This window comes from Streptomyces sp. Go-475 (genome assembly GCF_003330845.1).
In the GTDB taxonomy this organism is placed as follows: domain Bacteria; phylum Actinomycetota; class Actinomycetes; order Streptomycetales; family Streptomycetaceae; genus Streptomyces.
In genome coordinates this window covers 4,920,778-4,944,729 of the sequence record NZ_CP026121.1, presented here as the reverse complement: position 1 = coordinate 4,944,729, position 23,952 = coordinate 4,920,778, and the positions used below count along the sequence as shown (strand labels likewise).

Annotated in this window: 22 protein-coding genes; 6 read left to right on the top strand and 16 right to left on the bottom strand. The window is 72.1% G+C overall.

Annotation, left to right across the window (positions count from 1 at the left end):
• The first annotated feature begins 48 nt into the window (after nt 1–48).
• The gene (locus C1703_RS22840) at nt 49–903 is read left to right on the top strand and encodes a DUF4253 domain-containing protein (RefSeq protein WP_114254630.1); all 855 of its coding nucleotides are present in this window, start codon (nt 49–51) and stop codon (nt 901–903) included.
• On the opposite strand, the gene C1703_RS22835 is transcribed toward C1703_RS22840, so the two are convergent.
• The 3 genes from C1703_RS22835 to C1703_RS22825 all read right to left on the bottom strand — a co-directional run bounded on the left by C1703_RS22835 (nt 866) and on the right by C1703_RS22825 (nt 4,041).
• On the bottom strand, nt 866–1,696 hold the full coding sequence (locus tag C1703_RS22835) for an arylamine N-acetyltransferase (RefSeq protein WP_114254629.1): 831 nt from the start codon (nt 1,694–1,696) through the stop codon (nt 866–868). The genes C1703_RS22840 and C1703_RS22835 overlap by 38 nt on opposite strands.
• A gap of 71 nt (nt 1,697–1,767) precedes the next feature.
• A complete protein-coding gene (locus C1703_RS22830) occupies nt 1,768–3,015 on the bottom strand; it encodes a PLP-dependent aminotransferase family protein (RefSeq protein ID WP_114254628.1) in 1,248 nt (415 codons plus the stop codon).
• 123 nt (nt 3,016–3,138) lie between these two features.
• Nucleotides 3,139–4,041, bottom strand: coding sequence for an SAM-dependent methyltransferase (locus C1703_RS22825; RefSeq protein ID WP_114254627.1), 903 nt, complete (start codon nt 4,039–4,041; stop codon nt 3,139–3,141).
• Nucleotides 4,042–4,266: 225 nt separating this feature from the next.
• On the opposite strand from C1703_RS22825, the gene C1703_RS22820 reads away from it, so the two are divergent.
• A complete protein-coding gene (locus tag C1703_RS22820; protein ID WP_114253694.1) occupies nt 4,267–5,358 on the top strand; it encodes an IS630 family transposase in 1,092 nt (363 codons plus the stop codon).
• Here the strand turns inward: C1703_RS22820 and hemB are convergent.
• A complete protein-coding gene (hemB, locus tag C1703_RS22815) occupies nt 5,355–6,347 on the bottom strand; it encodes a porphobilinogen synthase (RefSeq protein ID WP_114254626.1) in 993 nt (330 codons plus the stop codon). The genes C1703_RS22820 and hemB overlap by 4 nt on opposite strands.
• Nucleotides 6,348–6,563: 216 nt before the next feature.
• On the opposite strand from hemB, the gene C1703_RS22810 reads away from it, so the two are divergent.
• Nucleotides 6,564–7,952: an FAD-binding oxidoreductase gene (locus C1703_RS22810; protein ID WP_114254625.1), complete on the top strand. Its 1,389-nt coding sequence runs from the start codon at nt 6,564–6,566 to the stop codon at nt 7,950–7,952.
• 24 nt (nt 7,953–7,976) lie between these two features.
• On the opposite strand, the gene C1703_RS22805 is transcribed toward C1703_RS22810, so the two are convergent.
• The 5 genes from C1703_RS22805 to C1703_RS22785 all read right to left on the bottom strand — a co-directional run bounded on the left by C1703_RS22805 (nt 7,977) and on the right by C1703_RS22785 (nt 13,754).
• Entirely contained in the window at nt 7,977–9,683 is a 1,707-nt protein-coding gene (locus C1703_RS22805; protein ID WP_114254624.1) for a bifunctional uroporphyrinogen-III C-methyltransferase/uroporphyrinogen-III synthase, read from the bottom strand.
• The gene (gene hemC, locus C1703_RS22800) at nt 9,680–10,639 is read right to left on the bottom strand and encodes a hydroxymethylbilane synthase (RefSeq protein WP_114254623.1); all 960 of its coding nucleotides are present in this window, start codon (nt 10,637–10,639) and stop codon (nt 9,680–9,682) included. The genes C1703_RS22805 and hemC overlap by 4 nt, the downstream gene beginning before the upstream one ends.
• Complete coding sequence (locus tag C1703_RS22795; protein WP_114254622.1) at nt 10,636–12,399, bottom strand: glutamyl-tRNA reductase; 1,764 nt, start codon at nt 12,397–12,399, stop codon at nt 10,636–10,638. The genes hemC and C1703_RS22795 overlap by 4 nt, the downstream gene beginning before the upstream one ends.
• A complete protein-coding gene (locus tag C1703_RS22790) occupies nt 12,396–13,160 on the bottom strand; it encodes a redox-sensing transcriptional repressor Rex (RefSeq protein WP_114254621.1) in 765 nt (254 codons plus the stop codon). Before C1703_RS22790 ends, C1703_RS22795 begins: the two co-directional genes overlap by 4 nt.
• A gap of 315 nt (nt 13,161–13,475) precedes the next feature.
• Entirely contained in the window at nt 13,476–13,754 is a 279-nt protein-coding gene (locus C1703_RS22785; protein ID WP_114254620.1) for a glutaredoxin family protein, read from the bottom strand.
• 160 nt (nt 13,755–13,914) lie between these two features.
• Here C1703_RS22785 and C1703_RS22780 point away from each other — a divergent pair, with 160 nt between their 5' ends.
• The 3 genes from C1703_RS22780 (at nt 13,915) to C1703_RS22770 (ending at nt 17,450) form a co-directional block, all read left to right on the top strand.
• Entirely contained in the window at nt 13,915–14,832 is a 918-nt protein-coding gene (locus tag C1703_RS22780; RefSeq protein ID WP_114254619.1) for an HAD-IB family hydrolase, read from the top strand.
• 363 nt (nt 14,833–15,195) lie between these two features.
• Nucleotides 15,196–15,966 (top strand): ECF subfamily RNA polymerase sigma factor, BldN family, encoded by a 771-nt coding sequence (locus tag C1703_RS22775; RefSeq protein WP_031117141.1) that lies wholly within the window; start codon nt 15,196–15,198, stop codon nt 15,964–15,966.
• Nucleotides 15,967–16,202: 236 nt separating this feature from the next.
• On the top strand, nt 16,203–17,450 hold the full coding sequence (locus C1703_RS22770) for a DUF5667 domain-containing protein (RefSeq protein ID WP_114254618.1): 1,248 nt from the start codon (nt 16,203–16,205) through the stop codon (nt 17,448–17,450).
• Nucleotides 17,451–17,515: 65 nt separating this feature from the next.
• Here the strand turns inward: C1703_RS22770 and C1703_RS22765 are convergent, their stop codons facing one another.
• The 7 genes from C1703_RS22765 to C1703_RS22735 form a co-directional block, all read right to left on the bottom strand.
• Entirely contained in the window at nt 17,516–18,571 is a 1,056-nt protein-coding gene (locus C1703_RS22765) for a lysophospholipid acyltransferase family protein (RefSeq protein WP_114254617.1), read from the bottom strand.
• Between the two features lie 14 nt (nt 18,572–18,585).
• Nucleotides 18,586–19,647: an NAD-dependent epimerase/dehydratase family protein gene (locus tag C1703_RS22760; protein WP_114254616.1), complete on the bottom strand. Its 1,062-nt coding sequence runs from the start codon at nt 19,645–19,647 to the stop codon at nt 18,586–18,588.
• Between the two features lie 200 nt (nt 19,648–19,847).
• On the bottom strand, nt 19,848–19,946 hold the full coding sequence (locus C1703_RS22755) for an AURKAIP1/COX24 domain-containing protein (protein ID WP_003948845.1): 99 nt from the start codon (nt 19,944–19,946) through the stop codon (nt 19,848–19,850).
• Between the two features lie 156 nt (nt 19,947–20,102).
• Nucleotides 20,103–20,315 carry a helix-turn-helix domain-containing protein gene (locus tag C1703_RS22750; RefSeq protein ID WP_004984898.1) on the bottom strand — a complete coding sequence of 71 codons (213 nt, stop codon included), beginning with the start codon at nt 20,313–20,315 and terminating at the stop codon, nt 20,103–20,105.
• Nucleotides 20,316–20,444: 129 nt separating this feature from the next.
• A complete protein-coding gene (locus tag C1703_RS22745; RefSeq protein WP_114254615.1) occupies nt 20,445–21,260 on the bottom strand; it encodes a phosphatase in 816 nt (271 codons plus the stop codon).
• 323 nt (nt 21,261–21,583) lie between these two features.
• Nucleotides 21,584–22,756, bottom strand: coding sequence for an acetoin utilization protein AcuC (locus tag C1703_RS22740; RefSeq protein WP_114254614.1), 1,173 nt, complete (start codon nt 22,754–22,756; stop codon nt 21,584–21,586).
• Nucleotides 22,707–23,927, bottom strand: coding sequence for an MFS transporter (locus C1703_RS22735; protein ID WP_114254613.1), 1,221 nt, complete (start codon nt 23,925–23,927; stop codon nt 22,707–22,709). Before C1703_RS22735 ends, C1703_RS22740 begins: the two co-directional genes overlap by 50 nt.
• Nucleotides 23,928–23,952 lie beyond the last annotated feature (25 nt).

Genomic DNA, 23,952 nt, shown 5'->3' with positions numbered 1-23,952 from the left:
GCTCCTCGGCCGGTCCGATTGTCAGTGGCCGGCTCTACAGTCACCCCCATGGCGACACTTCCGAATCCCTTGCCGACGCTGGCGGCGGACCCGGGCGGCCGCGCGCTCGGACTGCGCCTCCCCGCCGGGGCACTGGTGGACACGACCGCCGAGGGCCCCTGGCACGAGCCGCTGCTGTGGCGCGCGGACGAGCGGGCGGTGCCCGGCGGCTGGACGGCGCTGGAGCCGGCCCGCCGTACGGGTCTGCTGCCGGTCGTTCTGGACGTGGGCGACGGCCATGGCGGGCCGGACCGCTGGGGGTTGCTGCCCGCCGAGATGTCGTACCCGGGGGACCACGACGCCGAGGAGGTCCTCGCGGAGTACTGGGAGGAGTGCGCCGGAGAAGCGGACGCATGGCCCGGCCTGGCCGAGCCCCGCCTTCGGGACCACGGCCAGGACCACAGCCAGGGCGACGCCCCGGACGCGGTGGCGGCGCGCGTCGCGGACTCCCTGCTCGCCGACGGCGGCCCGCTCAAGGCACCGCACCTCGCCCTCGTCCCGGCCCGCCGCAGCGCCGACATCCCGACGGCGATCGGCTGGACGGGCCCGGCGCACCACGAGGGCGACACGGCCCGGCTCAGCGCGGTGCTGCGCTCCTGGGAGGACCGCTTCGGCATACGGGTCGTGGCGCTCGGCTTCGACCACCTGCTGCTGTCGGTCGCCGCCCCGCCCGCCACCCCGGCGGAAGCGGAGGCCCTCGCCGCCGAGCACGTCGCGTTCTGCCCGGACAACCTCGGGCAGGACGGCGACCGCACCCTACGGGCCTACGCCGAGCACCGGATCCTCGACCAGCCCGCCTGGCACTTCTGGTGGGACCAGCACCCCCTCAGTCGGCCAGCAGCGTCATCCCCTCCGGCGGGGTGATGCCGAACTCCTCCTCCAGGAGCCGGTGGGCCTCCGCCTCGCCGGTCACCTCCCGCTCGGTGACCGTGCCGTCGGCGTGAGTCTCCGTCAGCCTCCGCCCGTCGAGCAGCAGATGCCGGGCGTCGCTGACGTTCTGGGCGTAGACGCGCCGGGTGAAGGGCGAGCGCGGGCTGGTGCCGACGTACCAGTTGATCATGTCGAAGTCGGGCTTCTCGAAGGGCTCCAGGGTGAAGGCGTACTGGGCGGTCCAGTCGTCCTTGCCCGGGTCGTGTGCCTCCAGCACCCACATCTCCAGGGGACCGTCGTGCGGCGCGTGCACCAGCCGGTGCCGCCGCCCGGCCCCGGTGAACTCGGTGTCCGCCACCAGCGGCACAGGCTCCAGCAGCGAGCCGATCGCCCCGAAGCCCACGTCCGCGAGGTACGGCCGCGGCTCGCCCGGGACCTCGGTCAGCAGGGCCATGTGCGTGCGCGGCCGGCTCGCGATGCTGTCGGCGCCCACGACGACCCGCGCGACCAGCAGGGTCACCCGGAAGCCCAGCGCCCGGAGCGCACCGGCGAACAGCGTGTTGTGCTCGTAGCAGTAGCCGCCGCGCCGGCTGTGGACCAGCTTGGCCATGAGGTCGGCCGGATCGAGGGAAGGGGGCTGGCCGCGCAGGGCGTCGAGGTTCTCGAACGGGATGGCCCGCGCGTGCGCCAGATGCACACCCCGCAGGGCCGCCACGTCGGCCCGACGCTCCCCCTCCCATCCGATCCGCCGAAAATACGCATCGAGATCGAACATGGAGTCGGACATGCCGTCACCGTAACCACGGCCGCCCACCCCGTCGGCGGGCCACAGCCGTAACACCGGCTCCGCCTTTGGCCCTAAGCCCCCGGAGCAGACCCCTCCTGGGCTCGGGGAGCCGCCTCCCGCAGCCCCTCCCCCAGCCTGCGCAGCCCTTCCTCGATCTCCTCCGGCGTCTGCGTCACGAAGCACAGCCGCAGGGTCGTGCGGTCGGGCGGGCCGGCGTAGAAGGGGGCGCCGGGCACGTACGCCACGTCGTGCCGCACCACCCGCGGCAGCAGCGCCGTCGTGTCGTACGGCTCGGGCAGGCTCGCCCAGAGGAACATGCCGCCCTCGGGCCGGTTCCAGACCGACCCCTCGGGCAGCGCCCCGGGCAGCCCCGCGAGCATGGCGTCGCGGCGTTCGCGGTACACGCGGGCGACGCGCGCGACGTGCGCGTCCAGGTCGCTGTCGGCCAGGTACCGGGCGGCGGCGAGCTGGTTGACGGTCGGGGTGTGCAGGTCGGCGGCCTGCTTGGCGACGGCACAGGCGCGCCGCAGCTCCCCGGGCGCGCGCAGCCAGCCCAGCCGCAGTCCGGGCGCCATGACCTTGGAGAAGCTGCCGAGCAGCACCGTGCGGCCCTCGGCGCCCGGGTGGGCGGCGATCCACGGCACGCGGTCGCCGTCGTAGCGCAGCTCCCCGTACGGATCGTCCTCGACGATCCACAGCCCGCGCCGGGCGGCGACGGCGGCCACCGCGGCGCGCCGGCCGGCGGGCAGCGTCCGGCCGGTGGGGTTCTGGAAGGTGGGCACGGTGTAGAGCAGCTTGGGCCGCTCGCGCACCGCCAGCTCCTCAAGCGCCTCGGGATCGAGGCCGTGCTCGTCACCGGGCACGGGCACGACCCGGGCACCCGTGAAGCCGAAGGCCTGCAGCGCGGCCAGGTAGCAGGGGTTCTCGACGAGGACGGTGTCGCCGGGTTCGAGCAGCGCGGTGGCCAGCAGGGACAGGGCCTGCTGCGAGCCGGTGGTGACGAGCAGGTCGTCGGGGCCGGTCGGCAGGCCGCGCGCGGTGGTCCGCCCGGCCAGGGCGGCTCGCAGGCCGGGCTCGCCCTCGGTCGTGGAGTACTGCAGCGCCCGCCCGGGCGCCTCGCCGAGCACGGCCTGGTAGGCGGCCGCGATGGCCTCGGCGTCGAACAGCTCCGGCGCCGGCAGCCCGCCCGCGAAGTTGATCACCTCGGGGCGGGCGGTGACGGCGAGGATGTCCCGCACGGGAGAGCCGCCGACCGAGCGCGCCCGCGCGGCGAGCCGCGGCGCGGGAGAGCGGGTGGGCGTGGGCTCGGTGACGGTCATGACACGGCTCCTTCGGCTGCGGGACGACTCGTGCGCCGCAGCCTAGGGAAATACTTGCCGCCTACAAGAACATTTCCGGGATCCGGACACCGGGGTGCCCGGCCGGGCGGGCGCCCGTTCCCGTCACCCCTTGGCCCCGATCGCCGCGTACACGTTGATGTCCGCGTCCGTCACGTCGTTGATGTCCTGGTAGCGGACCTTCTCGATGGCGTCGAGGCCGGCGAGGAAGGACTCTTCCGGCCGCTCGGGGACGGGGGCCGCGTGGTCGGGCCGCCAGCGGTGCGCGGGGACGATCCCCGGGTCGGCGATCTCCAGCTGGTTCTCCGTGAAGAACTTCTCGACCTCCGCCCGGGACCGCAGCACGAAGGTGAACCCCCGCTCGGTGTACGTCCGCTGGACCGCGCGGATGTTCTCCGGGTTCAGGTCCTCGGTCAGGTGGCTGAGCACCAGCCGGCTGCCGACGGGCAGCGCGTCCAGCAGCTCGCGCACCAGCGGATACGCCTCCTCGTCCGCGACGAAGTGCAGGATCGCGACCAGGCAGAGCGCGACCGGCCGGTCGAAGTCCAGGGTCTTGGCGGCCTGTTCCAGGATGCGGGCCGGGTCCCGCAGATCGGCGTCGATGTAGTCCGTGCGTCCCTCGGGGCCGCTGGTCAGCAGGGCGCGCGCGTGCGCGAGCACGACCGGGTCGTTGTCGACGTACACGACCCGCGTCCCGGGCTCGATCCGCTGCGCGATCTGGTGCACGTTCTCGGCGGTCGGCAGTCCCGTGCCGATGTCGAGGAACTGCCGGATGCCGTCCTGTTCCACCAGCGCGGTCACCGCGCGGCGCAGGAAGTCGCGGTTGTGCCGCACGTCGAGGTACCCGCGCGGGTTCGCGGCGAGCGCGGCGGCGGCCGCGTCCCGGTCCGCCGGGTAGTGGTCCTTGCCGCCGAGGAACACGTCGTAGACCCGCGCCGGGTGCGCCTTGCTGCTGTCGATCCTCCTCCGCAGCTCGGCGGGATCCTGACTGAGGGCGTCACCGGACATGGACGTCTCCCTGAAGAGTAGGTCGTTCAATCAGCAACCACTTCGCTGGTCAACAACCTAACGCCCCAGGGGACTTGATGGTGCCCTTCCGACCGACGCCGGCTTGGGCCTGTCGTTTGGATCAGGACGCAGGGAACCGACGACACCTCATCAGCGCCGCGTCTGCGATCTGATCCAAACGACAGGCCCTAGTGACCTGAGTCAGAGATTCGTCGTTAGTCGGGTATGAGTCGTCCGGGTCCGAAGATTCCGCCGTTGTCGGTCACTGATGCCCAACGGGCGGTGCTGGAGGGCTGGTTACGTCGCCGTACGACGGCTCAGGCTCTGGCCCAGCGGTCGCGGATCGTGCTGGAGTGCGCCGAGGGCCACTCGATCATGGAGGTGTCCCGCCGGCTGCGGATCACTCCGGACACGGTCCGCACCTGGCGGCGCCGGTTTCTCGAACGCGGCCTGGACGGCTTGTGCGACGATCCGCGGCCCGGTGTCCCCCGGAAGATCACCGACGCCGACGTCGAGCGGGTCATCGTCAAGACGCTCGAGGAGACACCGAGGAACGCCACCCACTGGTCGACCAGGTCGATGGCTGCGGCCACGGGAATGTCGCAGTCGACGGTCTCGCGGATCTGGCGGGCGTTCGCCCTGGCCCCGCACCGGTCACAGACGTTCAAGCTGTCCACCGACCCGCTGTTCATCGACAAGGTCCGCGACGTCGTCGGCCTCTATCTCGATCCGCCGGAGAAGGCCCTCGTGCTCTGCGTGGACGAGAAGTCCCAGATCCAGGCCCTGGACCGTTCCCAGCCAGTTCTGCCGATGGTGCCCGGTGTTCCCGAACGCCGCAGCCACGACTACGTCCGGGCCGGCACCACAACCCTCTTCGCCGCCCTCGAGGTGGCCAGCGGCAAGGTCATCGGCTCCCTTCACCGCCGTCACCGGGCGGCGGAGTTCAAGAAGTTCCTCACGAAGCTGGACAAGGAAGTCCCGGCCGACCTGCAGGTTCATCTGATCCTGGACAACTACGCGACCCACAAGACGCCCGACATCAAGCGGTGGCTGCTCGCCCACCCACGCTTCCACCTGCACTTCACGCCGACGAGCGCGTCCTGGCTGAACCTGGTCGAGCGGTGGTTCGCCGAGCTGACCCAGAAGAAGCTCAAGCGCGGCGTCCACCGCTCCGTCCAAGCCCTCGAACGCGACATCCGGGCCTGGCTCGCCGACTGGAACGAACACCCCAGACCCTTCATCTGGACGAAGACAGCCGACGAGATCCTCGACAAAGTCGCCGCCTACTGCCGACGAATCTCTGACTCAGATCACTAGCTCAGCTTCTGCGCCACCTCGGTGGCCCAGTAGGTGAGGATGTTCCGCGCGCCGGCCCGCCGGATGCCGGTCAGGCTCTCCAGGATCGCCCGGTCCCGGTCGATCCAGCCCTTCTCGGCGGCGGCCTCGATCATCGAGTACTCGCCGGAGATCTGGTAGGCGGCGACGGGCACGTCCACGGCGTCCGCGACCCGCGCGAGGATGTCCAGGTAGGGCCCGGCCGGCTTGACCATCACCATGTCGGCGCCCTCCTCCAGGTCGAGGGCGAGCTCGCGCAGGGACTCGCGCGCGTTGGCCGGGTCCTGCTGGTAGGTCTTGCGGTCACCCTGGAGCGAGGAGCCGACGGCCTCGCGGAAGGGCCCGTAGAAGGCGGAGGCGTACTTCGCGGTGTAGGCGAGGATCGCGACGTCCTCCCGCCCGATCTGGTCGAGGGCGTCCCGGATCACTCCGATCTGCCCGTCCATCATCCCGCTGGGGCCGACCACATGGGCGCCGGCGTCGGCCTGCACCTGGGCCATCTCGGCGTACCGCTCCAGGGTCGCGTCGTTGTCGACCCGCCCCTGCGCGTCGAGCACCCCGCAGTGGCCGTGATCGGTCGTCTCGTCCAGGCACAGGTCGGACATGACGAGCAGCTCGTCGCCCACCTCGGCCCGCACGTCCCGGATGGCGACCTGGAGGATCCCGTCCGGATCGGTCCCCGGCGTCCCGAGCCCGTCCTTCTTCGACTCCTCCGGCACCCCGAACAGCATGATCCCGGAGACCCCCGCCGCGACGGCCTCCGCGGCGGCCTTCTTCAGACTGTCCCGCGTGTGCTGCACGACCCCGGGCATGGCCGCGATCGGCACGGGCTCGCTGACGCCCTCCCGCACGAAGGCGGGAAGGATGAGGTCGGCGGGGTGCAACCGGGTCTCGGCGACCATCCGACGCATCACGGGGTTGCTCCGCAACCGCCGCGGCCGCGCACCGGGAAAAGATCCGTACGTCGTCATGCCCTCTACGCTACGCCCGCCCCGAACGCCCCGATGCCGACGCACTGTCGGAGCCCGGCGGCCCCCCGCCTCCGCCCGGCCGCGGCCCCGCGATGCGCCCACCACCCCTCAGGTCCATCCTGAAATCAACAAGGAGAAGGACAAGGACGAGGACCCCGACGGCCGACAACACCCCGCCGCCGCCGTCCCTCCGTACCCGCCCCCACGGAGGACGCGATGACCGCCCCCGACCACACCCCCGACCTCTTCGCCCTCTCGGAGATCCACGGCCCGGTCCTGCGCCCCGGCGACCCCGCCTACGCCGACGAGGTCACCGGCTTCAACCTGGCCGCCCTCCACACCCCGGACGTGGTCGTCGGCGCCACCGGCCCGGACGACATCGTCACCGCCATGCGCTGGGCGAACGCCACCCACACCCCCGTCGCCGTCCAGGCCACCGGCCACGGCGCCAACTTCCCCATCGAGAAGGGCCTGCTGATCAACACGGCCCGCATGACCGACGTCCGGGTGGACCCCGCCACCCGCACCGCCACCATCGCCGCGGGCGCGAAGTGGAGCCACGTCATGGCCGCGGGCGCCCCCCACGGCCTGGCCGGCCTCTGCGGCACCTCCACGGACGCGGGCGTCATCGGCTACACCCTCGGCGGCGGCCTGCCCGTCCTCGGCCGCGCCTACGGCTACGCCGCCGACCTGGTCCGCTCCTTCCAGGTCGTCACCCCGGACGGCCACCTGCGCGAGACGGACTCCCAGCACGAGCCGGAACTGTTCTGGGCCCTGCGCGGCGGCAAGGGCAACGTGGGCGTCGTCACCTCCCTCGTGACCGAGCTGCTCCCCCTGCCGCGCCTCTACGGCGGCGGCGTCTACTGCTCCGGCGAGCACGCCGACGTCCTGCTCCGGACCTGGGCGGACTGGACGCGCACCGTCCCGGACGAGATGTGCAGCGCGTTCACGATCCTGCGCCTGCCGCCCATCCCGCAGATTCCCGAGCCGCTGCGCGGCGGCTTCTGGGCCCGCGTCGCGATCGCCTGGCCCGGCGACCCGGCCGAGGGCGAGGAGCTGATCGCCCCGCTCCGCCGCGCGGCCCCGGTGACCGTGGACACGGTCGAGGTCATGGAGCACGCGGCCCTGGACCGCATCCACATGGAACCCCAGGACCCGCTCCCCGCCCGGGAGTCCTGCCTCCTGTTGCGCGACCTGGGCCCCGACGCCATCGGCGCCTTCCTGGAGCAGGCGGGCCCCGCGGCCGGCCGCGACTACCCCCTGCTGATGGTCGAGGTGCGCCACATGGGCGGCGCGATGTCCCGCCCGTCCCCCGTCGAGGACGCCGTCTGCGCCCGCGACGCCCGGTACTTCGTGGACTCGGTCGGCGTCCTGGCCGCCCCGCCCGCCGCCGAAGCCATCGAACAGGCGACGCAGCGCCTCTACGCCGCCCTGGCCCCCTACGGCACCGGCCGCACCATGGTCAACATCCACGGCACGCCCGGCGACGACCACGACCGCGCCCGCGCCTGGACCCCGGAGGTCTACGAACGCCTGCGCCACGACAAGGCCACCTACGACCCCGACAACCTGCTGCGCTACGGCCACGCGGTGACTCCCGCGTAGCCGCAGCGACGAAAGCCGGTCCCGTTACGTCGTCGACCGCCGCCGCCGCGCCCCCGGCCGCCGCTCGCTCGGCCGGGTCACCGGGTCGCCGGCCTCCAGGGCCGCGGCCCGCCGCTTCGCGCCGAAGTCGGCCAGGGCCTCCGCCAGCTTCAGCACGGACGGCTCCGGAGCCATGACGTCCACCCGCAGCCCGTGCTCCTCGGCGGTCTTCGCCGTGGCCGGGCCGATACAGGCGATCACGGTGACGTTGTGCGGCTTGCCGGCGATGCCGACCAGGTTCCGCACGGTGGAGGACGAGGTGAAGAGCACGGCGTCAAAACCGCCGCCCTTGATCGCCTCACGCGTCTCCGCCGGCGGCGGCGAGGCCCGCACGGTCCGGTAGGCCGTGACGTCGTCGACCTCCCAGCCCAGCTCGATCAGCCCGGCGACCAGCGTCTCCGTGGCGATGTCGGCACGCGGCAGGAAGACTCTGTCGATCGGGTCGAAGACCGGGTCGTAGGGCGGCCAGTCCTCCAGCAGCCCGGCGGCGGACTGCTCGCCGCTCGGCACCAGGTCCGGCTTCACGCCGAAGGCGATCAGCGCCTTGGCGGTCTGCTCGCCCACGGCCGCGACCTTGATGCCCGCGAAGGCACGCGCGTCGAGCCCGTACTCCTCGAACTTCTCCCGCACGGCCTTGACCGCGTTCACCGACGTGAAGGCGATCCACTCGTAGCGGCCCGTGACCAGGCCCTTGACCGCGCGCTCCATCTGCTGGGGCGTGCGCGGCGGCTCGACGGCGATCGTCGGCACCTCGTGCGGCACGGCCCCGTACGACCGCAGCTGGTCGGAGAGCGACACCGCCTGCTCCTTCGTGCGCGGCACGAGCACCTTCCAGCCGAACAGCGGCTTGGACTCGAACCACGCGAGCTGGTCGCGCTGGGCGGCGGCGGAACGCTCACCGACCACGGCTATCACCGGCCGGCCGCCCTCGGGCGAGGGCAGCACCTTGGCCTGCTTCAACGTCTGCGCGATCGTGCCGAGCGTGGCGGTCCAGGTGCGCTGCCGGGTGGTCGTACCGGCGACGGTGACCGTCATCGGGGTGTCCGGCTTGCGCCCGGCGGAGACGAGCTCGCCGGCCGCCGCGGCGACGGAGTCCAGCGTCGTGGACACGACGACCGTGCCGTCCGACGCCCCGACCTCCGTCCAGCACCGGTCCGAGGCCGTCCGCGCGTCGACGAACCGCACGTCCGCGCCCTGCGCGTCCCGCAGCGGCACACCGGCGTACGCGGGCACACCGACGGCGCTCGCGATCCCGGGGACCACCTCGAAGGGCACCCCGGCGGCGGCGCACGCCAGCATCTCCTCGGCCGCGTACGTGTCGAGGCCCGGGTCACCGGACACCGCACGCACGACCCGCCTGCCGCCCCGCGCGGCCTCCATGACAAGATGTGCGGCATCCCGCACCGCGGGGACGGGCGCGGTGGTTGACGTGCCGTCAACTACCGTCAGCTGGGGCGTCCCTGTGCCCGGAGTCGGCTCCTGGGAAGGATCCGCGTCCGTGTGCACCTCGGAGACGCCCTGCCTGGCGTGCTGACGTACGACGTCGAGCACTTCGTGCTCGGCGACGAGGACGTCCGCGTTGGCCAGTGCCTCGACGGCGCGCAGAGTCAGCAGTCCCGGATCTCCGGGTCCGGCACCCAGGAAGGTGACGTGCCCGTGTTCAGGACCGGCGGAAAGGGCGGTGGGGCTCAATGTGCTCGCTCCCCCATCAGACCGGCCGCGCCCTGGGCGAGCATCTCGGCCGCGAGTTCGCGACCGAGCGCCATTGCCCCGTCGTGCGTCTCGGGCACGGGACCGGTGGTGGACAGCTGCACCATGCGCGTGCCGTCGGTGGTGCCGACGACGGCGCGCAGGCGCATTTCCTTGACAATCTGCCCGTCGGCCAGAAGGTCGGCCAGCGCGCCCACAGGGGCGCTGCAACCGGCCTCCAGGGCGGCGAGCAGTGACCGCTCGGCCGTCACGGCGACCCGCGTGAACGGGTCGTCGAGTTCGGCGAGCGCGGCGACGAGGTCCGCGTTGCCCGCGGTGCACTCGATCGCCAGGGCCCCCTGGCCGGGGGCGGGCAAAACCGTGTCGACCGACAGGAAGTCGGTCACCTCGTCACCGCGGCCGATCCGGTTCAGCCCGGCGGCCGCCAGCACGACGGCGTCGAGTTCGCCCTTGCGCACGAACCCGATGCGGGTGTCGACGTTGCCGCGGATCGGGACCGTCGCTATGTCCAGGCCATGGCTGCGGGCGTACGCGTTGAGCTGGGCCATGCGGCGCGGCGAACCGGTGCCGATGCGCGCCCCGGAGGGCAGGTCGGTGAACTTCAGCGCGTCCCGGGCGACGATGACGTCCCGCGGGTCCTCCCGCACGGGCACGGCGGCCACCACCAGCTCGTCGGGCTGCGTGGTCGGCAGGTCCTTCAGCGAGTGCACCGCGAAGTCGACCTCGCCCTTGAGCAGCGCGTCGCGCAGGGCGGTCACGAACACGCCGGTGCCGCCGATCTGGGCGAGCTGCTCGCGCGAGACATCGCCGTACGTGGTGATCTCGACGAGCTCCACGGGCCGCCCGGTCACCCGGCTCACGGCCTCGGCCACCTGGCCGGACTGGGCCATGGCGAGCCTGCTCCGCCGGGTACCGAGCCTCAGCGCCTTGTCAGTCATGCCGGGCCTCGGTCTCTCTGGGTGGTGCTGTCCTCGGCCCGGGAGACGGCGGCCACCGTCTCGGGGTCGAGGTCGAACAGGGTCCGCAGCGCGTCCGCGTACCCGGCGCCGCCGGGCTCGGCCGCGAGCTGCTTGACCCGCACGGTCGGCGCGTGCAGCAGCTTGTCGACCACGCGCCGCACGGTCTGGGTGATCTCCGCGCGGTGCTTGTCGTCGAGGCCGGGCAGTCGCCCGTCCAGGCGGGCGATCTCGCTGGCCACGACGTCGGCGGCCATGGTGCGCAGGGCGACCACGGTCGGTGTGATGTGCGCGGCCCGCAGTGCTGCCCCGAAGGCCGCGACCTCGTCGGAGACGATACGCCTGACCTGGTCCACATCGGCAGCCATCGGAGCGCCCGCGGAGGCCTCCGCCAGCGACTCGATGTCCACCAGCCGCACCCCGGCCAGCCGGTGCACGGCCGCGTCTATGTCGCGCGGCATCGCCAGGTCGAGCAGGAAGAGCACGGGCTCGGGCCGCTGCGGCTCCTCGACCGGCTCGGGCCGGCGCCGCTCGGGGATCCGCCCGACGGTGGCGACGGTCGCGGCGAGCGCGGCGATGGCGTCGGTCTCCGCGGCCGGGTCGAGGACGCCGGGGCGGGCCGGGCTCGCCGCCCGCTGGCCGCCGCCGACCGTGCCGTTGTCCACCCACGCCGCGTGCTGTTCGAGGTCGGCGGCGGCCATCCCGGCCACGGCCGCCTCGCCCAGCACGGAGAACCCGGCGGTGCCCTGCACCGCGGAGAGGTCGAGCGGGCAGCCGTCCTCGCTGCCGAGGCTGGTGGCCGCCGGACCGCCCTGCCGCGCGTCCGGCCCGGCCGTACGGCCGGAGCCGCCGCCCGGTGCCGCCGGCCCGTCGCCGCCGGTCCCGGGGGCCGGGGCGGGCGTCCGGCCCCCGACCGCCTCCGCGACCGACTCGGCCGTCAGGACCAGGCCCGTCGCGCCGGTGCAGGAGACGGCGACGTCGGCACGTGTCAGCTCGGCCGGCACCGATTCCATCGGGACCGCGCGGGCCGGCACGTGCGTGTCGTCGCCCTCGCTCAGGATCCGCGCGAGCCGCTCGGCGCGGTCGAAGGTGCGGTTGGCGACGACGACCTCGGCGACCCCGGCCCGCGCGAGCGTGGCCGCGGCCAGGGAGGACATCGAACCGGCCCCGATGACCAGGGCCTTCTTGCCCCGGGCCCATTCCTGGACGTCACCGCCCCGCGCCAGCTGCTCCAGGCCGAACGTGACCAGGGACTGCCCGGCGCGGTCGATGCCGGTCTCGGAGTGGGCGCGCTTGCCGACCCGCAGGGCCTGCTGGAACAGGTCGTTCAGCAGCCGGCCCGCGGAGTGCAGCTCCTGCGCCCGGGCCAGGGAGTCCTTGATCTGGCCGAGGATCTGCCCCTCGCCGACGACCATCGAGTCCAGCCCGCAGGCCACCGAGAACAGGTGGTGGACGGCCCGGTCCTCGTAGTGCACGTACAGATAAGGAGTGAGCTCCTCCAGGCCGACCCCGCTGTGCTGGGCGAGCAGCGTGGACAGCTCGGCGACACCGGCGTGGAACTTGTCCACGTCGGCGTAGAGCTCGATGCGGTTGCAGGTGGCGAGCACCGCGGCCTCGGTGGCCGGTTCGGCGGCGACCGTGTCCTGGAGCAGCTTGACCTGCGCGTCCGCGTTCAGCGAGGCCCGCTCCAGCACGCTGACCGGGGCGCTGCGGTGGCTGAGTCCGACGACGAGGAGGCTCATGCCGGCATCACGGCGGGCATGTCCCCGTCGGGCCCCTGGTCGGCGGACTCGCTGCGCGCGGCGACGGCCGGGACGCCGCCGTCGGAGGCGGCGGCCTCCTCGCCGGCCTTGCGCTGCTCGTGGAAGGCGAGGATCTGCAGCTCGATGGAGAGGTCGACCTTGCGCACGTCGACGCCGTCCGGGACGGACAGCACGGTCGGCGCGAAGTTCAGGATGGAGGTGACACCGGCGGCCACGAGCCGGTCGCAGACCTGCTGGGCGGCACCGGCGGGGGTGGCGATGACACCGATCGACACGCCGTTGTCCTGGATGATCTTCTCCAGGTCGTCGGAGTGCTGCACGGGAATGCCGGCGACGGGCTTGCCCGCCATGGCCGGGTCGGCGTCGATCAGCGCGGCGACCCGGAACCCGCGGGAGGCGAAACCGCCGTAGTTGGCGAGGGCGGCGCCGAGGTTGCCGATACCGACGATCACGACCGGCCAGTCCTGGGTGAGCCCCAGTTCGCGGGAGATCTGGTAGACGAGATACTCGACGTCGTAGCCGACACCCCTCGTCCCGTACGAGCCGAGGTACGAGAAGTCCTTGCGCAGCTTCGCGGAGTTGACCCCCGCCGCGGCCGCGAGCTCCTCGGAGGAGACCGTGGGCACCGAGCGCTCCGACAGCGCGGTCAGAGCGCGGAGGTACAGCGGAAGCCGGGCGACGGTGGCCTCGGGAATCCCTCGGCTGCGGGTCGCCGGTCGGTGAGTTCGGCCAGTTGCCACGGTGCTCCTGCGGGTAGAGCGGGGCTGTAGGCGGTCATACGTCCCTACATGACCGCCCCGTCGAAAGCAGGCTATGTCTTTGTGAACGCGTGCACAAAGATGGTGTCCGTTTTGCCCGCCCAACGTGACCGGGCTCACGCGCCCCCGGCGCACGCGTCGGGAACCGGCACACGGGCACCACCGTTCCTTGCCTTCTGGGGGCAAAACAACACACTCTCCTCAGTGAATCCCGCCCCCGAGACCAAGTCGCCATCGATCCTAAGCGACCTCGGGGGCCGCTTTGGACTGCTCGGTCAGTCGTCTCACCGGTCGGGATCAGTCGGTCAGCGCCTTGCGCAGGCGGTCCTCGTTCACGCGCCAGAACGTGTGCTGCCTGCCGTCGACCAGCACGACCGGGATCTGCTCCCAGTACTGGTCGTGCAGTTCCCGATCCTCGGTGATGTCCTTCTGCTCCCAGGGGACTCCCAGATCACCGCACACCTTCTCCACAACGACCTGTGCGTCATCACACAGATGACAGCCGGGCTTGCGGATCAGCGTGACGAGCCGGTCCCGTGGGGGCTTGCGACGGAAGAGAGGGCTCATGTCGGCCATTGTCGCGCGCCGGCGGAGGAGGGGAACCCCGCGAACGGCCGCCGGACGCGCTCGCCGGGCCCGTCCCGGGCGGCGTCTTTAACGACACGCTTGCCGAGAGTTCACAGGCTTCAAACCTCACGACTCCGGAACCCCCGAACAAACTGGCTATGCTCACGCCATGGCCGCTCTCGGATGGCTCACTCCCCGTAGGCGCTCCGCCACGGCGCGGAGCGTTTTGGCAGGCGAGGCCTCGGCGGAGGCAGCACGCAAGTCCTCACAGGAAGCCGCCGGCACGACCGAGGAACCGCAGTTCCCGGTCCACGGCGACGACCGGGCCGCCGCCTTCTTCGACCTGGACAACACCGTCATGCAGGGCGCCGCCCTCTTCCACTTCGGACGGGGCCTGTACAAACGGAAGTTCTTCGAGACCCGCGAGCTGGCGAGGTTCGCCTGGCAGCAGGCGTGGTTCCGGCTGGCCGGCGTCGAGGACCCCGAGCACATGCAGGAGGCCCGCGACTCGGCCCTGTCCATCGTCAAGGGCCACCGCGTCGCCGAGCTCCAGTCGATCGGCGAGGAGATCTACGACGAGTACATGGCCGAGCGCATCTGGCCCGGCACCCGCGCCCTCGCCCAGGCCCACCTGGACGCGGGCCAGAAGGTGTGGCTCGTCACCGCCGCCCCCGTGGAGATCGCCCAGGTCATCGCCCGCCGCCTCGGCCTGACCGGCGCCCTGGGCACGGTCGCCGAGTCCGTCGACGGCGTCTACACGGGCAAGCTCGTCGGCGAACCGCTGCACGGCCCCGCGAAGGCCGAGGCCGTCCGCGCCCTGGCCGCCGCCGAGGGCCTGGACCTCGGCCGCTGCGCCGCCTACAGCGACTCGCACAACGACATCCCGATGCTGTCCCTGGTCGGCCACCCCTACGCCATCAACCCGGACTCCAAGCTGCGCAAGCACGCACGCGAGCTGGACTGGCGCCTGCGCGACTACCGCACCGGCCGCAAGGCCGCCAAGGTCGGCATCCCCGCCGCCGCGGGCGTCGGCGCGGTCGCCGGCGGCACGGCGGCCGCCATCGCCCTGCACCGCCGCCGCCGCTGACCATCCACCGCCGACCGGTCGATCAAACCGGAACACCTTCGTTTACGGGATGACAAACCCCGTAAATCCAACTGGCGTACCCCCACAACCTCGTGTCCAGTCCTCTTGGCTGGACACGGCCACAACACGCCCTGGACTCAGCCGCAATACGAACCTTTCCGATCAACAACCGCTCACCCTCCGGTACTTGATCCGGCGTCAATCGGTTACGGAAGCGACGCAATCGATGATTTGAGCAACTCGGTGTAGCAGCGCCTGCACGAAGCGTTATTCTCCTCAGACGCAAACCGGTACCCCTCCGTCGCTACGACGGGTGAAAGGTCCCGCACTGCACGTGATGGAAGCTCTGCCTCTGGGAGTCCCGTGTACCCACACGTCGGGGTTGACGCCTCGGGCCTGGCTACGCTGCGCGCAACGGTCCTCGACCTGTTGCGCGGCTTCGTCCCCACCGCGTACGCCGTCCCCGCATTCGCCACCGCCGCGCCCGTCGGCCCGTGCTACGCACTGGCCGACGGCAGCGCCGCGGTCGGCAGACGAGGCCGCCCGTCCGGGGCGGCCACCGCCCGCCGCCCGGCGGCGGACAGCGACAGCGCCCGGATGATGGACCTCGTCGAGCGCGCCCAGGCCGGCGAGGCCGACGCCTTCGGCCGCCTCTACGACCAGTACAGCGACACCGTCTACCGGTACATCTACTACCGGGTCGGAGGAAAGGCCACCGCCGAGGACCTCACCAGCGAGACCTTCCTGCGTGCCCTGCGCCGCATCGGCACCTTCACCTGGCAGGGCCGCGACTTCGGCGCCTGGCTCGTCACCATCGCCCGCAACCTCGTCGCGGACCACTTCAAGTCCAGCCGCTTCCGGCTGGAGGTCACCACCGGCGAGATGCTCGACGCCAACGAGGTCGAGCGCTCCCCCGAGGACTCCGTCCTGGAGTCCCTCTCCAACGCCGCCCTGCTCGACGCGGTGCGGCGACTCAACCCCCAGCAGCAGGAGTGCGTGACGCTCCGCTTCCTCCAGGGCCTCTCCGTCGCCGAGACCGCCCGGGTCATGGGCAAGAACGAGGGCGCCATCAAGACCCTCCAGTACCGGGCCGTCCGCACCCTCGCCCGGCTCCTCCCGGAAGACGCCCGCTGACCGGACGGCACCCTCGGCGACGGTCAACTCACGTTCCGTGAAAGTCCGTTGACTTCTCCAACCGATCGTTCTCCGTCCGTAACCCAAGTGCCAAGCCGCTCGTTGTGCGGGATGCAGGCTCCCTGTGGTCACCCCCTGGCCGACTCCGATCACCCGATCGTGTGGTCGTGGTCAGGGTGTGCAACCCTCAGGACCCCCTGGGGAGTCGACCGTCATGACGAGAGGAGGTGCCGCCAGTGATCGCGAACGTATCGGCGCACCGGCGGGCGAACGCCTTCGCCCAGGCCTTGGAGGAGCAGTCCGAGCAGGGCACGGCGGCCGAGCAGTCCGAAGGATCGCCACCGGCCCCGGAAGCCGCGGAACCGACCGAGGGGGCGCGCCTGCTGGCGCTCGCCTCCGGTCTCGGCGCGCTGCCCAAGCCGGAGCTCGACCCGGAGGTCAAGGTCGTCCAGCGGGCCCAGCTGGTGGCCGCGTTCGAGGCCATGCTCCAGGAGGGCACCGCGGGAGGCGGGGCGACGGACCGTGCGGTCCCCGAGCAGCGCTCCAGCCGGGCCCGTGGCGCCCACCGCGCGGGCTCGCTGAAGAAGTTCCGGCCGCGTTCGCGCCTCGCCAAGGGCCTCACCGCGGGCGGACTCAGCGTGGGGGTGGCCGCGAGCGCCTTCGGCGGCGTCGCCGCCGCCAGCTCCGACGCCCTGCCCGGCGACTCGCTCTACGGCCTCAAGCGCGGCATCGAGGACGTCAAACTCGGGCTCGCGGACAGTGTGGACGAACGCGGCCGGGTCTACCTGGACCACGCCTCCACCCGGCTCAGCGAAGCCCGCCGCCTGATGGAGCGCGGCCGCAGCGGCCCCCTGGACCACGAGTCCCTGGGCGAGATCCGCCGCGCCCTGTCCGGTATGCGGCACGACGCCTCGGAGGGCCACCGGCTGCTCAGCGAGGCGTACGCGCGCGACCCGGACTCACTCGGCCCCATCCAGGCCCTGTCCGCGTTCTCCCGCTCCCACCGCGAGGCCTGGGGCGAACTGCGCGAGCGACTCCCCGTCCAGCTCGGGGACGTCAGCGACCAGGTGTCGTCGGTGTTCGACGCCATAGAGGAGGACGTCGCCCCGCTGCGGTCCCTCCTCCCCGAGCCCCCGGCCACCGGCGGCGGCGACGGCAGGCGCCAGGGCAGCTCCGAGTCGGCCTCCAGCGGCTCCTCCGCCACCGACCGCTCGGCCCAGCCCAGTGACAGCGGCGGCAAGCGCACCGACAAGGGCGGCGGCGGCAGCGGCAGCCCCAGCCGCTCGGCCGGCTCCGGCAGCGACAGCGACGGCCTGCTCGGCGGCAACACCGGCGGCCTGCTCGACCCGCCGCAGGACAGCGAGGCCAGCACCTCCCCGTCGGCGGAGCGCACCACACCCGCCCCCGAGCCGGATGTGACGCTCCCGCCGCTCCTGCCCGACCTGCTGCCCGGCCTGGGCATCGAGGGCGAGGACGCCGACTAGCCGGCGGTGGTACGACAGTGGGGGCGCCCCTCTCGGCAAGGGGCGCCCCCATCGTCGTACCGGTATCAGAAGAAGACCGACCGCCGCTGCACCAGCAGCTTGTACAGCGTGTGCTGGATCTGCTCCCGGACCTGGTCGGTCAGGTTGAACATCAGCATCGGGTCCTCGGCCGCCTCCGGCGGATAGCCGTCCGTGGGGATCGGCTCGCCGAACTGGATCGTCCACTTGGTCGGCAGCGGCACCGCCCCGAGCGGCCCGAGCCACGGGAACGTGGGCGTGATCGGGAAGTACGGGAAGCCCAGCAGCCGGGCCACCGTCTTGGCGTTGCCGATCATCGGGTAGATCTCCTCGGCCCCGACGATCGAGCAGGGCACGATCGGCGTCCCGGCGCGCAGGGCGGTCGAGACGAAACCGCCGCGGCCGAAGCGCTGCAGCTTGTAGCGGTCGGCGAAGGGCTTGCCGAGGCCCTTGAAGCCCTCCGGCATCACGCCGACCAGCTCGCCCTGCTGCAGCAGCCGGGACGCGTCCTCGGCACAGGCCAGCGTGTGGCCGAGCTTGCGGGCCAGTTCGTTGACCACCGGCAGCATGAACACCAGGTCGGCGGCGAGCAGGCGCAGATGCCGGCCCGCCGGGTGGTTGTCGTGCACGGCGACCTGCATCATCAGGCCGTCCATCGGCAGCGTCCCGGAGTGGTTGGCGACGATCAGGGCGCCGCCCTCGGACGGGATGTTCTCGATGCCCTTCACTTCGACCCGGAAGTACTTCTCGTACAGCGGGCGCAGCAGGGACATCAGGACCTGGTCGGTCAGTTCCTCGTCGTAACCGAAGTCGTCGACCTCGTAGTCACCGGTGAGGCGGCGCCGCAGGAACGCCAGGCCGCCCGCGATCCGCTGCTCCAGACCGCCGTCGCCGTCCCGGGACCGCTCCGGCGGCTGTTTCTCGGATGTCACGGGAACATCATCCTGCGGAACAGCCCTGGTGGGCAGGGGCTGCACCTCACGGACCGGCACGGACTCCGTGCCCGGGCGCCGGCTCGCCCCGCTCCGGCGCCGCTGGGGGCGCTGCGCGGCGCTCCCCCGGGACCGGTCGTCGTCGAACGGAATGACCTTGGCATCCGCCATCGTTGATGCGCTCCTCAGTCGGCGCTCTGCGTCGGGGTCTGGCCGCCACCCGCGAGGGGCAGCGCGGCGATCCTGTCGACGGCCCCCGCGAGGGCCTCCGGCGGAAGAAGTCCGGGGCCTTGGCTGCGTGCGAAGTCCGCGAACGTCTCCGCGGTCGTGTACTTGGGCTGGAATCCCAGCGTCTCGCGCATCTGGCCCGTGGCCACGACCCGGCCGTGGGTGAGCAGCCGGATCTGCTCGGGCGAGAAGTCCGACATCCCCAGCGTACGCACCAGCGTGCCCGCCCAGGTGACGGCCGGGAGCAGCAGGGGGACGGTGGGGCGCCCGAGGCGCCGGGAGCACTGGGAGAGCAGCAGCACGCCGTCGCCGGCGATGTTGAAGGTGCCGCTGTTGAGCGTGCCCCGCCGCGGCTCGTGCGAGGCGATGCGCAGCACCTCGATCACGTCGTCCTCGTGCACGAACTGCAGCCGCGGGTCGTAGCCGAACACGGTCGGCAGGACCGGCAGCGAGAAGTACGAGGCGAGCGGGGTGTCCGCGGTCGGGCCGAGGATGTTGGCGAACCGCAGCACGCACACCGCCACGTCGGGCCGGCGTCGGGCGAAGCCGCGCACATAGCCCTCGACCTCGACGGTGTCCTTGGCGAAGCCGCCGCTGGGCAGGGACTTGGGCGGGGTCGTCTCGGTGAAGACGGCCGGGTCGCGGGGCGCGGAGCCGTAGACGTTCGTGCTGGACTTCACGACCAGCCGCTGCACGGCCGGGGACTTCTGGCAGGCACCGAGCAGCTGCATGGTGCCGATGACGTTGGTCTCCTTCAGGGAGGCCCGGTTGCCGCTGCCCAGCGGTGTGCCCGTCACGTCGAGGTGGACGATCGTGTCGGCGCCCGTCTCGGCGAGCACCCGCGCGATGGTGGGCTGCCGGATGTCGGCCTGGACGAAGTCGGCCCCGCCCAGATGGTGCTCGGGGGGCACCGCGTCCACGGCGATGACCCGGTCCACCTCGGGATCCCGCTGGATCCGCCGCACGAACCGGCCCCCCAGCTGGCGGGCCACTCCGGTCACGAGCACGACCTTGCCCAAGATCAGCGCCTTTCTTCCAGAACCTCTTGTCCCGCCGCGTTCCCCCGTGGGGCCAACTTAGCGGTTCGCTGTTGCGCTGTGATGACCGCCCGATGCGGCAGGTGACGGAAGCAGCCGGACGTACGAGCCGATACACGTGTGGCCCCCCACCTGTGGTGGGGGGCCACACGCAACGCTCTCGCGGCGTCCGCGTCGCGAACTTACTTCTTGTTGCGACGCTGGACGCGCGTGCGCTTGAGCAGCTTGCGGTGCTTCTTCTTCGCCATCCGCTTGCGCCGCTTCTTGATAACAGAGCCCACGACTACCCTCGCTCACTTCTCATCACTCGGTTGTTTGGGCGCCATGGGCCCACACGACCTACGAGGGGCTAGCCTACCCGCCCGAGCGCTGAGGTCGTAATCGAGGGGGCCAGGGTGGTCCCGAGTGCCCTGTGAGGGACCACCCCGCCCCAGCCGTCAGGCGGTTTCCACCCCCACGTAACTCTCGCGGAGGTACTCGTGAACCGCTTGCTCCGGGACGCGGAAGGACCGCCCCACACGGATCGCGGGCAGATGACCGCTGTGCACCAACCGGTACACGGTCATCTTCGACACTCGCATCACCGAGGCGACTTCCGCCACGGTAAGGAACTGAACCTCGTTCAGAGGCCTCTCGCCAGCTGCAGCCATGACACACCTGAACCTTCCGCACTCGACGGCCACCGGCTTCCCCTTCCGGTGACTCTTCGTCGCTGCGTGCTCACTCCCCAATGTAGGGGCGGGTGATGCGAGTGGGGAAGAGGTGCACCCATCGGCGGCCTACTGTGACAGACACGCCCGATTGAGTACGTAGCGGGTAAGCGGCAGGTAGTAATCAGACCGCACACCGTCATCAAGTGGAACGACGACGGACACGGACCCCTCGGCCTCGCCGACGAACGGAGCCGGATCGTCCGCATCAGCCGGCCCGATGGCCTCGAACCCCAGCTGACCTGCTCCGCAGACCCACCCGTGGTCCCCGATCACCAGCTCCGGAAGGGGGCCGCCGGCCTCCGCGACAGCGGCCAGTACGGTACGAACCGGGAGAGGTGAGTGCGTATGTGCGCCGGGCTCACAACCGGGGCGTTCTGCGCCGGGGGTCCGCACCAGCGCGACTCCTCGTACGTAGTCGAGGTTGTACGTACGTAGGCCGAACCGGGTCGTTATGTCGACACAGCGACCCTGCGCGGGGGTGAGGACGGCACATCCCGCCGCCGACAGCGCGTCTGCCAGAGCGGCGTAGAAACCGATCAGCCGGTGCGGGTGCCCGGTGCCGAGGAGCACGGGCGCACCCCGCCGGGCGGCCTCGGCGAGACGGTCCGCGAAGGCGTCCAGCGCGGCCAGGGTCCGCTCCGGAGCGATCACCTCTTGGCCGGAAGTCCGCCGGAAATCGGCTGGAACTCCGCACCGGTCCGCCATCAGCTCGATCAAGTCCCGCTGGCTCCAGGCACCTTCGGGATCGATACCGAGCAGCACCCGAGGGTCCCGGGCGGCGAAGAGCCGGTACCTGCGCAGGCTCTCCTCGCGCGAGGTCGCCACGGTCCCGGCGAGCCGTGCGCCGACCAGGTGCGCACGAAGGGCTTCGGGGGTCAGCACGTTGTGATCGTGCGCGAGCCGCGACGCGCGTGTCCCGGGAACGGGCGAACACCGCACGGTCGGCGTACGGGCGGCCTCAGGCCGGGCTTCTCAGACGGGGCTTCTCCGGCTCTGCTTTCTCAGGCCGGGTTCTCAGAGCGGGCGTCTCAGGCCGGGTTCTCAGAGCGGGCGTCTCAGGCCGGGTTCTCAGAGCGGGCGTCTCAGGCCGGGTTCTCAGAGCGGGCGTCTCAGGCCGGGCTTCTCCGACCGAGCCCGGGCCTCTCACACCGGACCTGGGCCGCTCAACCCGGCCCCCTCACGCCCGCCCCCTCACGCCCGGTCCCTCACGCCAGCAGCCCCCGCAGCGGGAACACCGCCCGCCGGGCCGCCAGCACCGCCTGGTCGAGCCGGTCGGCGGGGTCGTAGCCCTCCTCCCAGCCGGACCAGGCGACCGGCCAGCGGCCGTCCGTCATCCGCGCCGGGGCCAACTGCCGCGTCTTCGCGAACACTTCCTGCCGCCACCCCTCGGGGATCATCGCCTCGGGCTCCACGGCCCGCCCGGCCGCGATCGCGACCAGATGCGTCCAGGACCGCGGCACGACGTCCACCACCGCGTAGCCGCCCCCGCCCAGGGCCACCCACCGCCCGTCGGCGTACTCGTGCGCCAAGTCGTGACACGCCACCTGCACCGCCCGCTGCGCGTCCAGCGACACCGCCAGATGCGCCAGCGGATCCTCGAAGTGCGTGTCGGCCCCGTGCTGCGTCACCAGCACCTGCGGCCGGAAGTCCGCGATCAGCTCCGGCACGACCGCGTGGAACGCCCGCAGCCACCCGGCGTCGCCGGTCCCGGCCGGCAGCGCCACGTTCACCGCCGAGCCCTCCGCCGAGTCCGCCCCGGTCTCCTCCGGCCACCCGGTCTGCGGGAACAGCGTCCGGGGATGCTCGTGCAGCGAGATCGTCAGCACCCGCGGGTCCTCCCAGAACGCCGCCTGCACCCCGTCCCCGTGATGCACGTCGACGTCGATGTACGCGACCCGCTCCGCCCCCAGCTCCAGCAGCCGGGCGATGGCGAGGGAGGCGTCGTTGTAGATGCAGAACCCGGACGCGCCGCCCGGCATCGCGTGGTGCAGGCCGCCCGCGAAGTTCACCGCGTGCAGCGCCTCACCCCGCCACACGGCCTCCGCCGCCCCCACCGACTGCCCGGCGATCAGCGACGACACCTCGTGCATCCCCGCGAACGCCGGATCGTCCATCGTCCCCAGCCCGTACGACTGGTCCGCCGCCCCGGGATCCGCGGACGCCGCCTTCACCGCCGCGATGTAGTCCTCCCGGTGGACGAGCCGCAGCGTCGACTCCCCGGCCGCCTTGGCGGCGACGACGTCCACCTCCCGGTCCAGCCCGAAGGCGTCGATCAACCTCCGGGTCAGGGCGAGCCGGACCGGGTCCATCGGATGCCCCGGCCCGAAGTCATAGCCCGTTACTGCCTCGTCCCACATCAGCTGTGCGCGGCCGCTCATGCCCGCCACCGTATCGGTCCGGTTGAGCGGCGAACGACCGGGCGTACACGAGCGTCACCAGCACCAACACCATCGGCACGAGCATCGCCCCGCGGTAGCTCCACACGTCCCCGAGCGCACCCACCAGCGGCGAACCGATCAAAAACCCCACATAGTTGAAGACGTTCAGCCGTGCGACGGCGGCGTCCGAAGCCCCCGGGAACAACCTGCCGGCCGCCGCGAACGTCTGCGGCACCAGCACACACAGCCCCAGGCCCAGCAGCGTGAACCCCAGCATGCCGACCCACGCCCCCGGCGCCCCCGCCACCACCGCGAACCCGCCCGCCGCCACGAGCGCACCCGCCCGCACCACCGCGACGGCCCCGAACCGCCGCACCCCGAAGTCCCCGAGCGCCCGCCCCAGCAGCGTGGTGACCATGTACACGTTGTACGGCACCGTCGCCAGCTGCTCCGAACTCCCGAGCACGTCCTGGAGGTACTTCGCGCTCCAGTTGGAGACGGTCGAGTCCCCGATGTAGGCGACGGTCATCACCAGACACAACGGCAGCAGCCACTTGAAGACCACGACCTGGCCCTCGCCGTCCGCCCGCTCCTCCGCCACGGGCCCCGCGTCCCGGTCGTCGACGTACCACCGGCTCCCCACCAGCACCGCCGGCAGCAGCACCGCCACGACCGGCAGATACGACACCCACAACGCCAGATCCCAGTGCGCCCCCACCCAGGCCAGCGAGGCCCCCGCGATCCCGCCCAGACTGTAGGCCGCGTGGAAGCTGAGCATGATGCTGCGCCCGTACGACCGCTGCAGGCTCACCCCGAGCATGTTCATCGACGCGTCCAGCACCCCGACGGCGAGCCCGAACGCGGCGAGGGCCACGCCCAGTTCCACCATCCGCTCCCCGGCCCCGACCCCGAGCAGCGCCAGCAGCACCACGGGCTGGGACCAGCGCAGCAGCAGGCTCGGCCGCACCCGCTTCACCAGCCGCTCGGTGGTCACGCTCCCGATCCCGGCCAGGATCGGCACGGCCGCCAGAAACGCCGGCAGCAGCGCGTCGGACACCCCGTACCGGTCCTGGATGGCCGGAATCCGCGTCACGAGCAGAGCGAAGGCGACCCCCTGCACCAAGAAGCTGAACGCCAACGAGGCCCTGCCGCGCCGCAGCACATCAGTCATGGCGGCGAGCGTAGGCCCCAGGCTT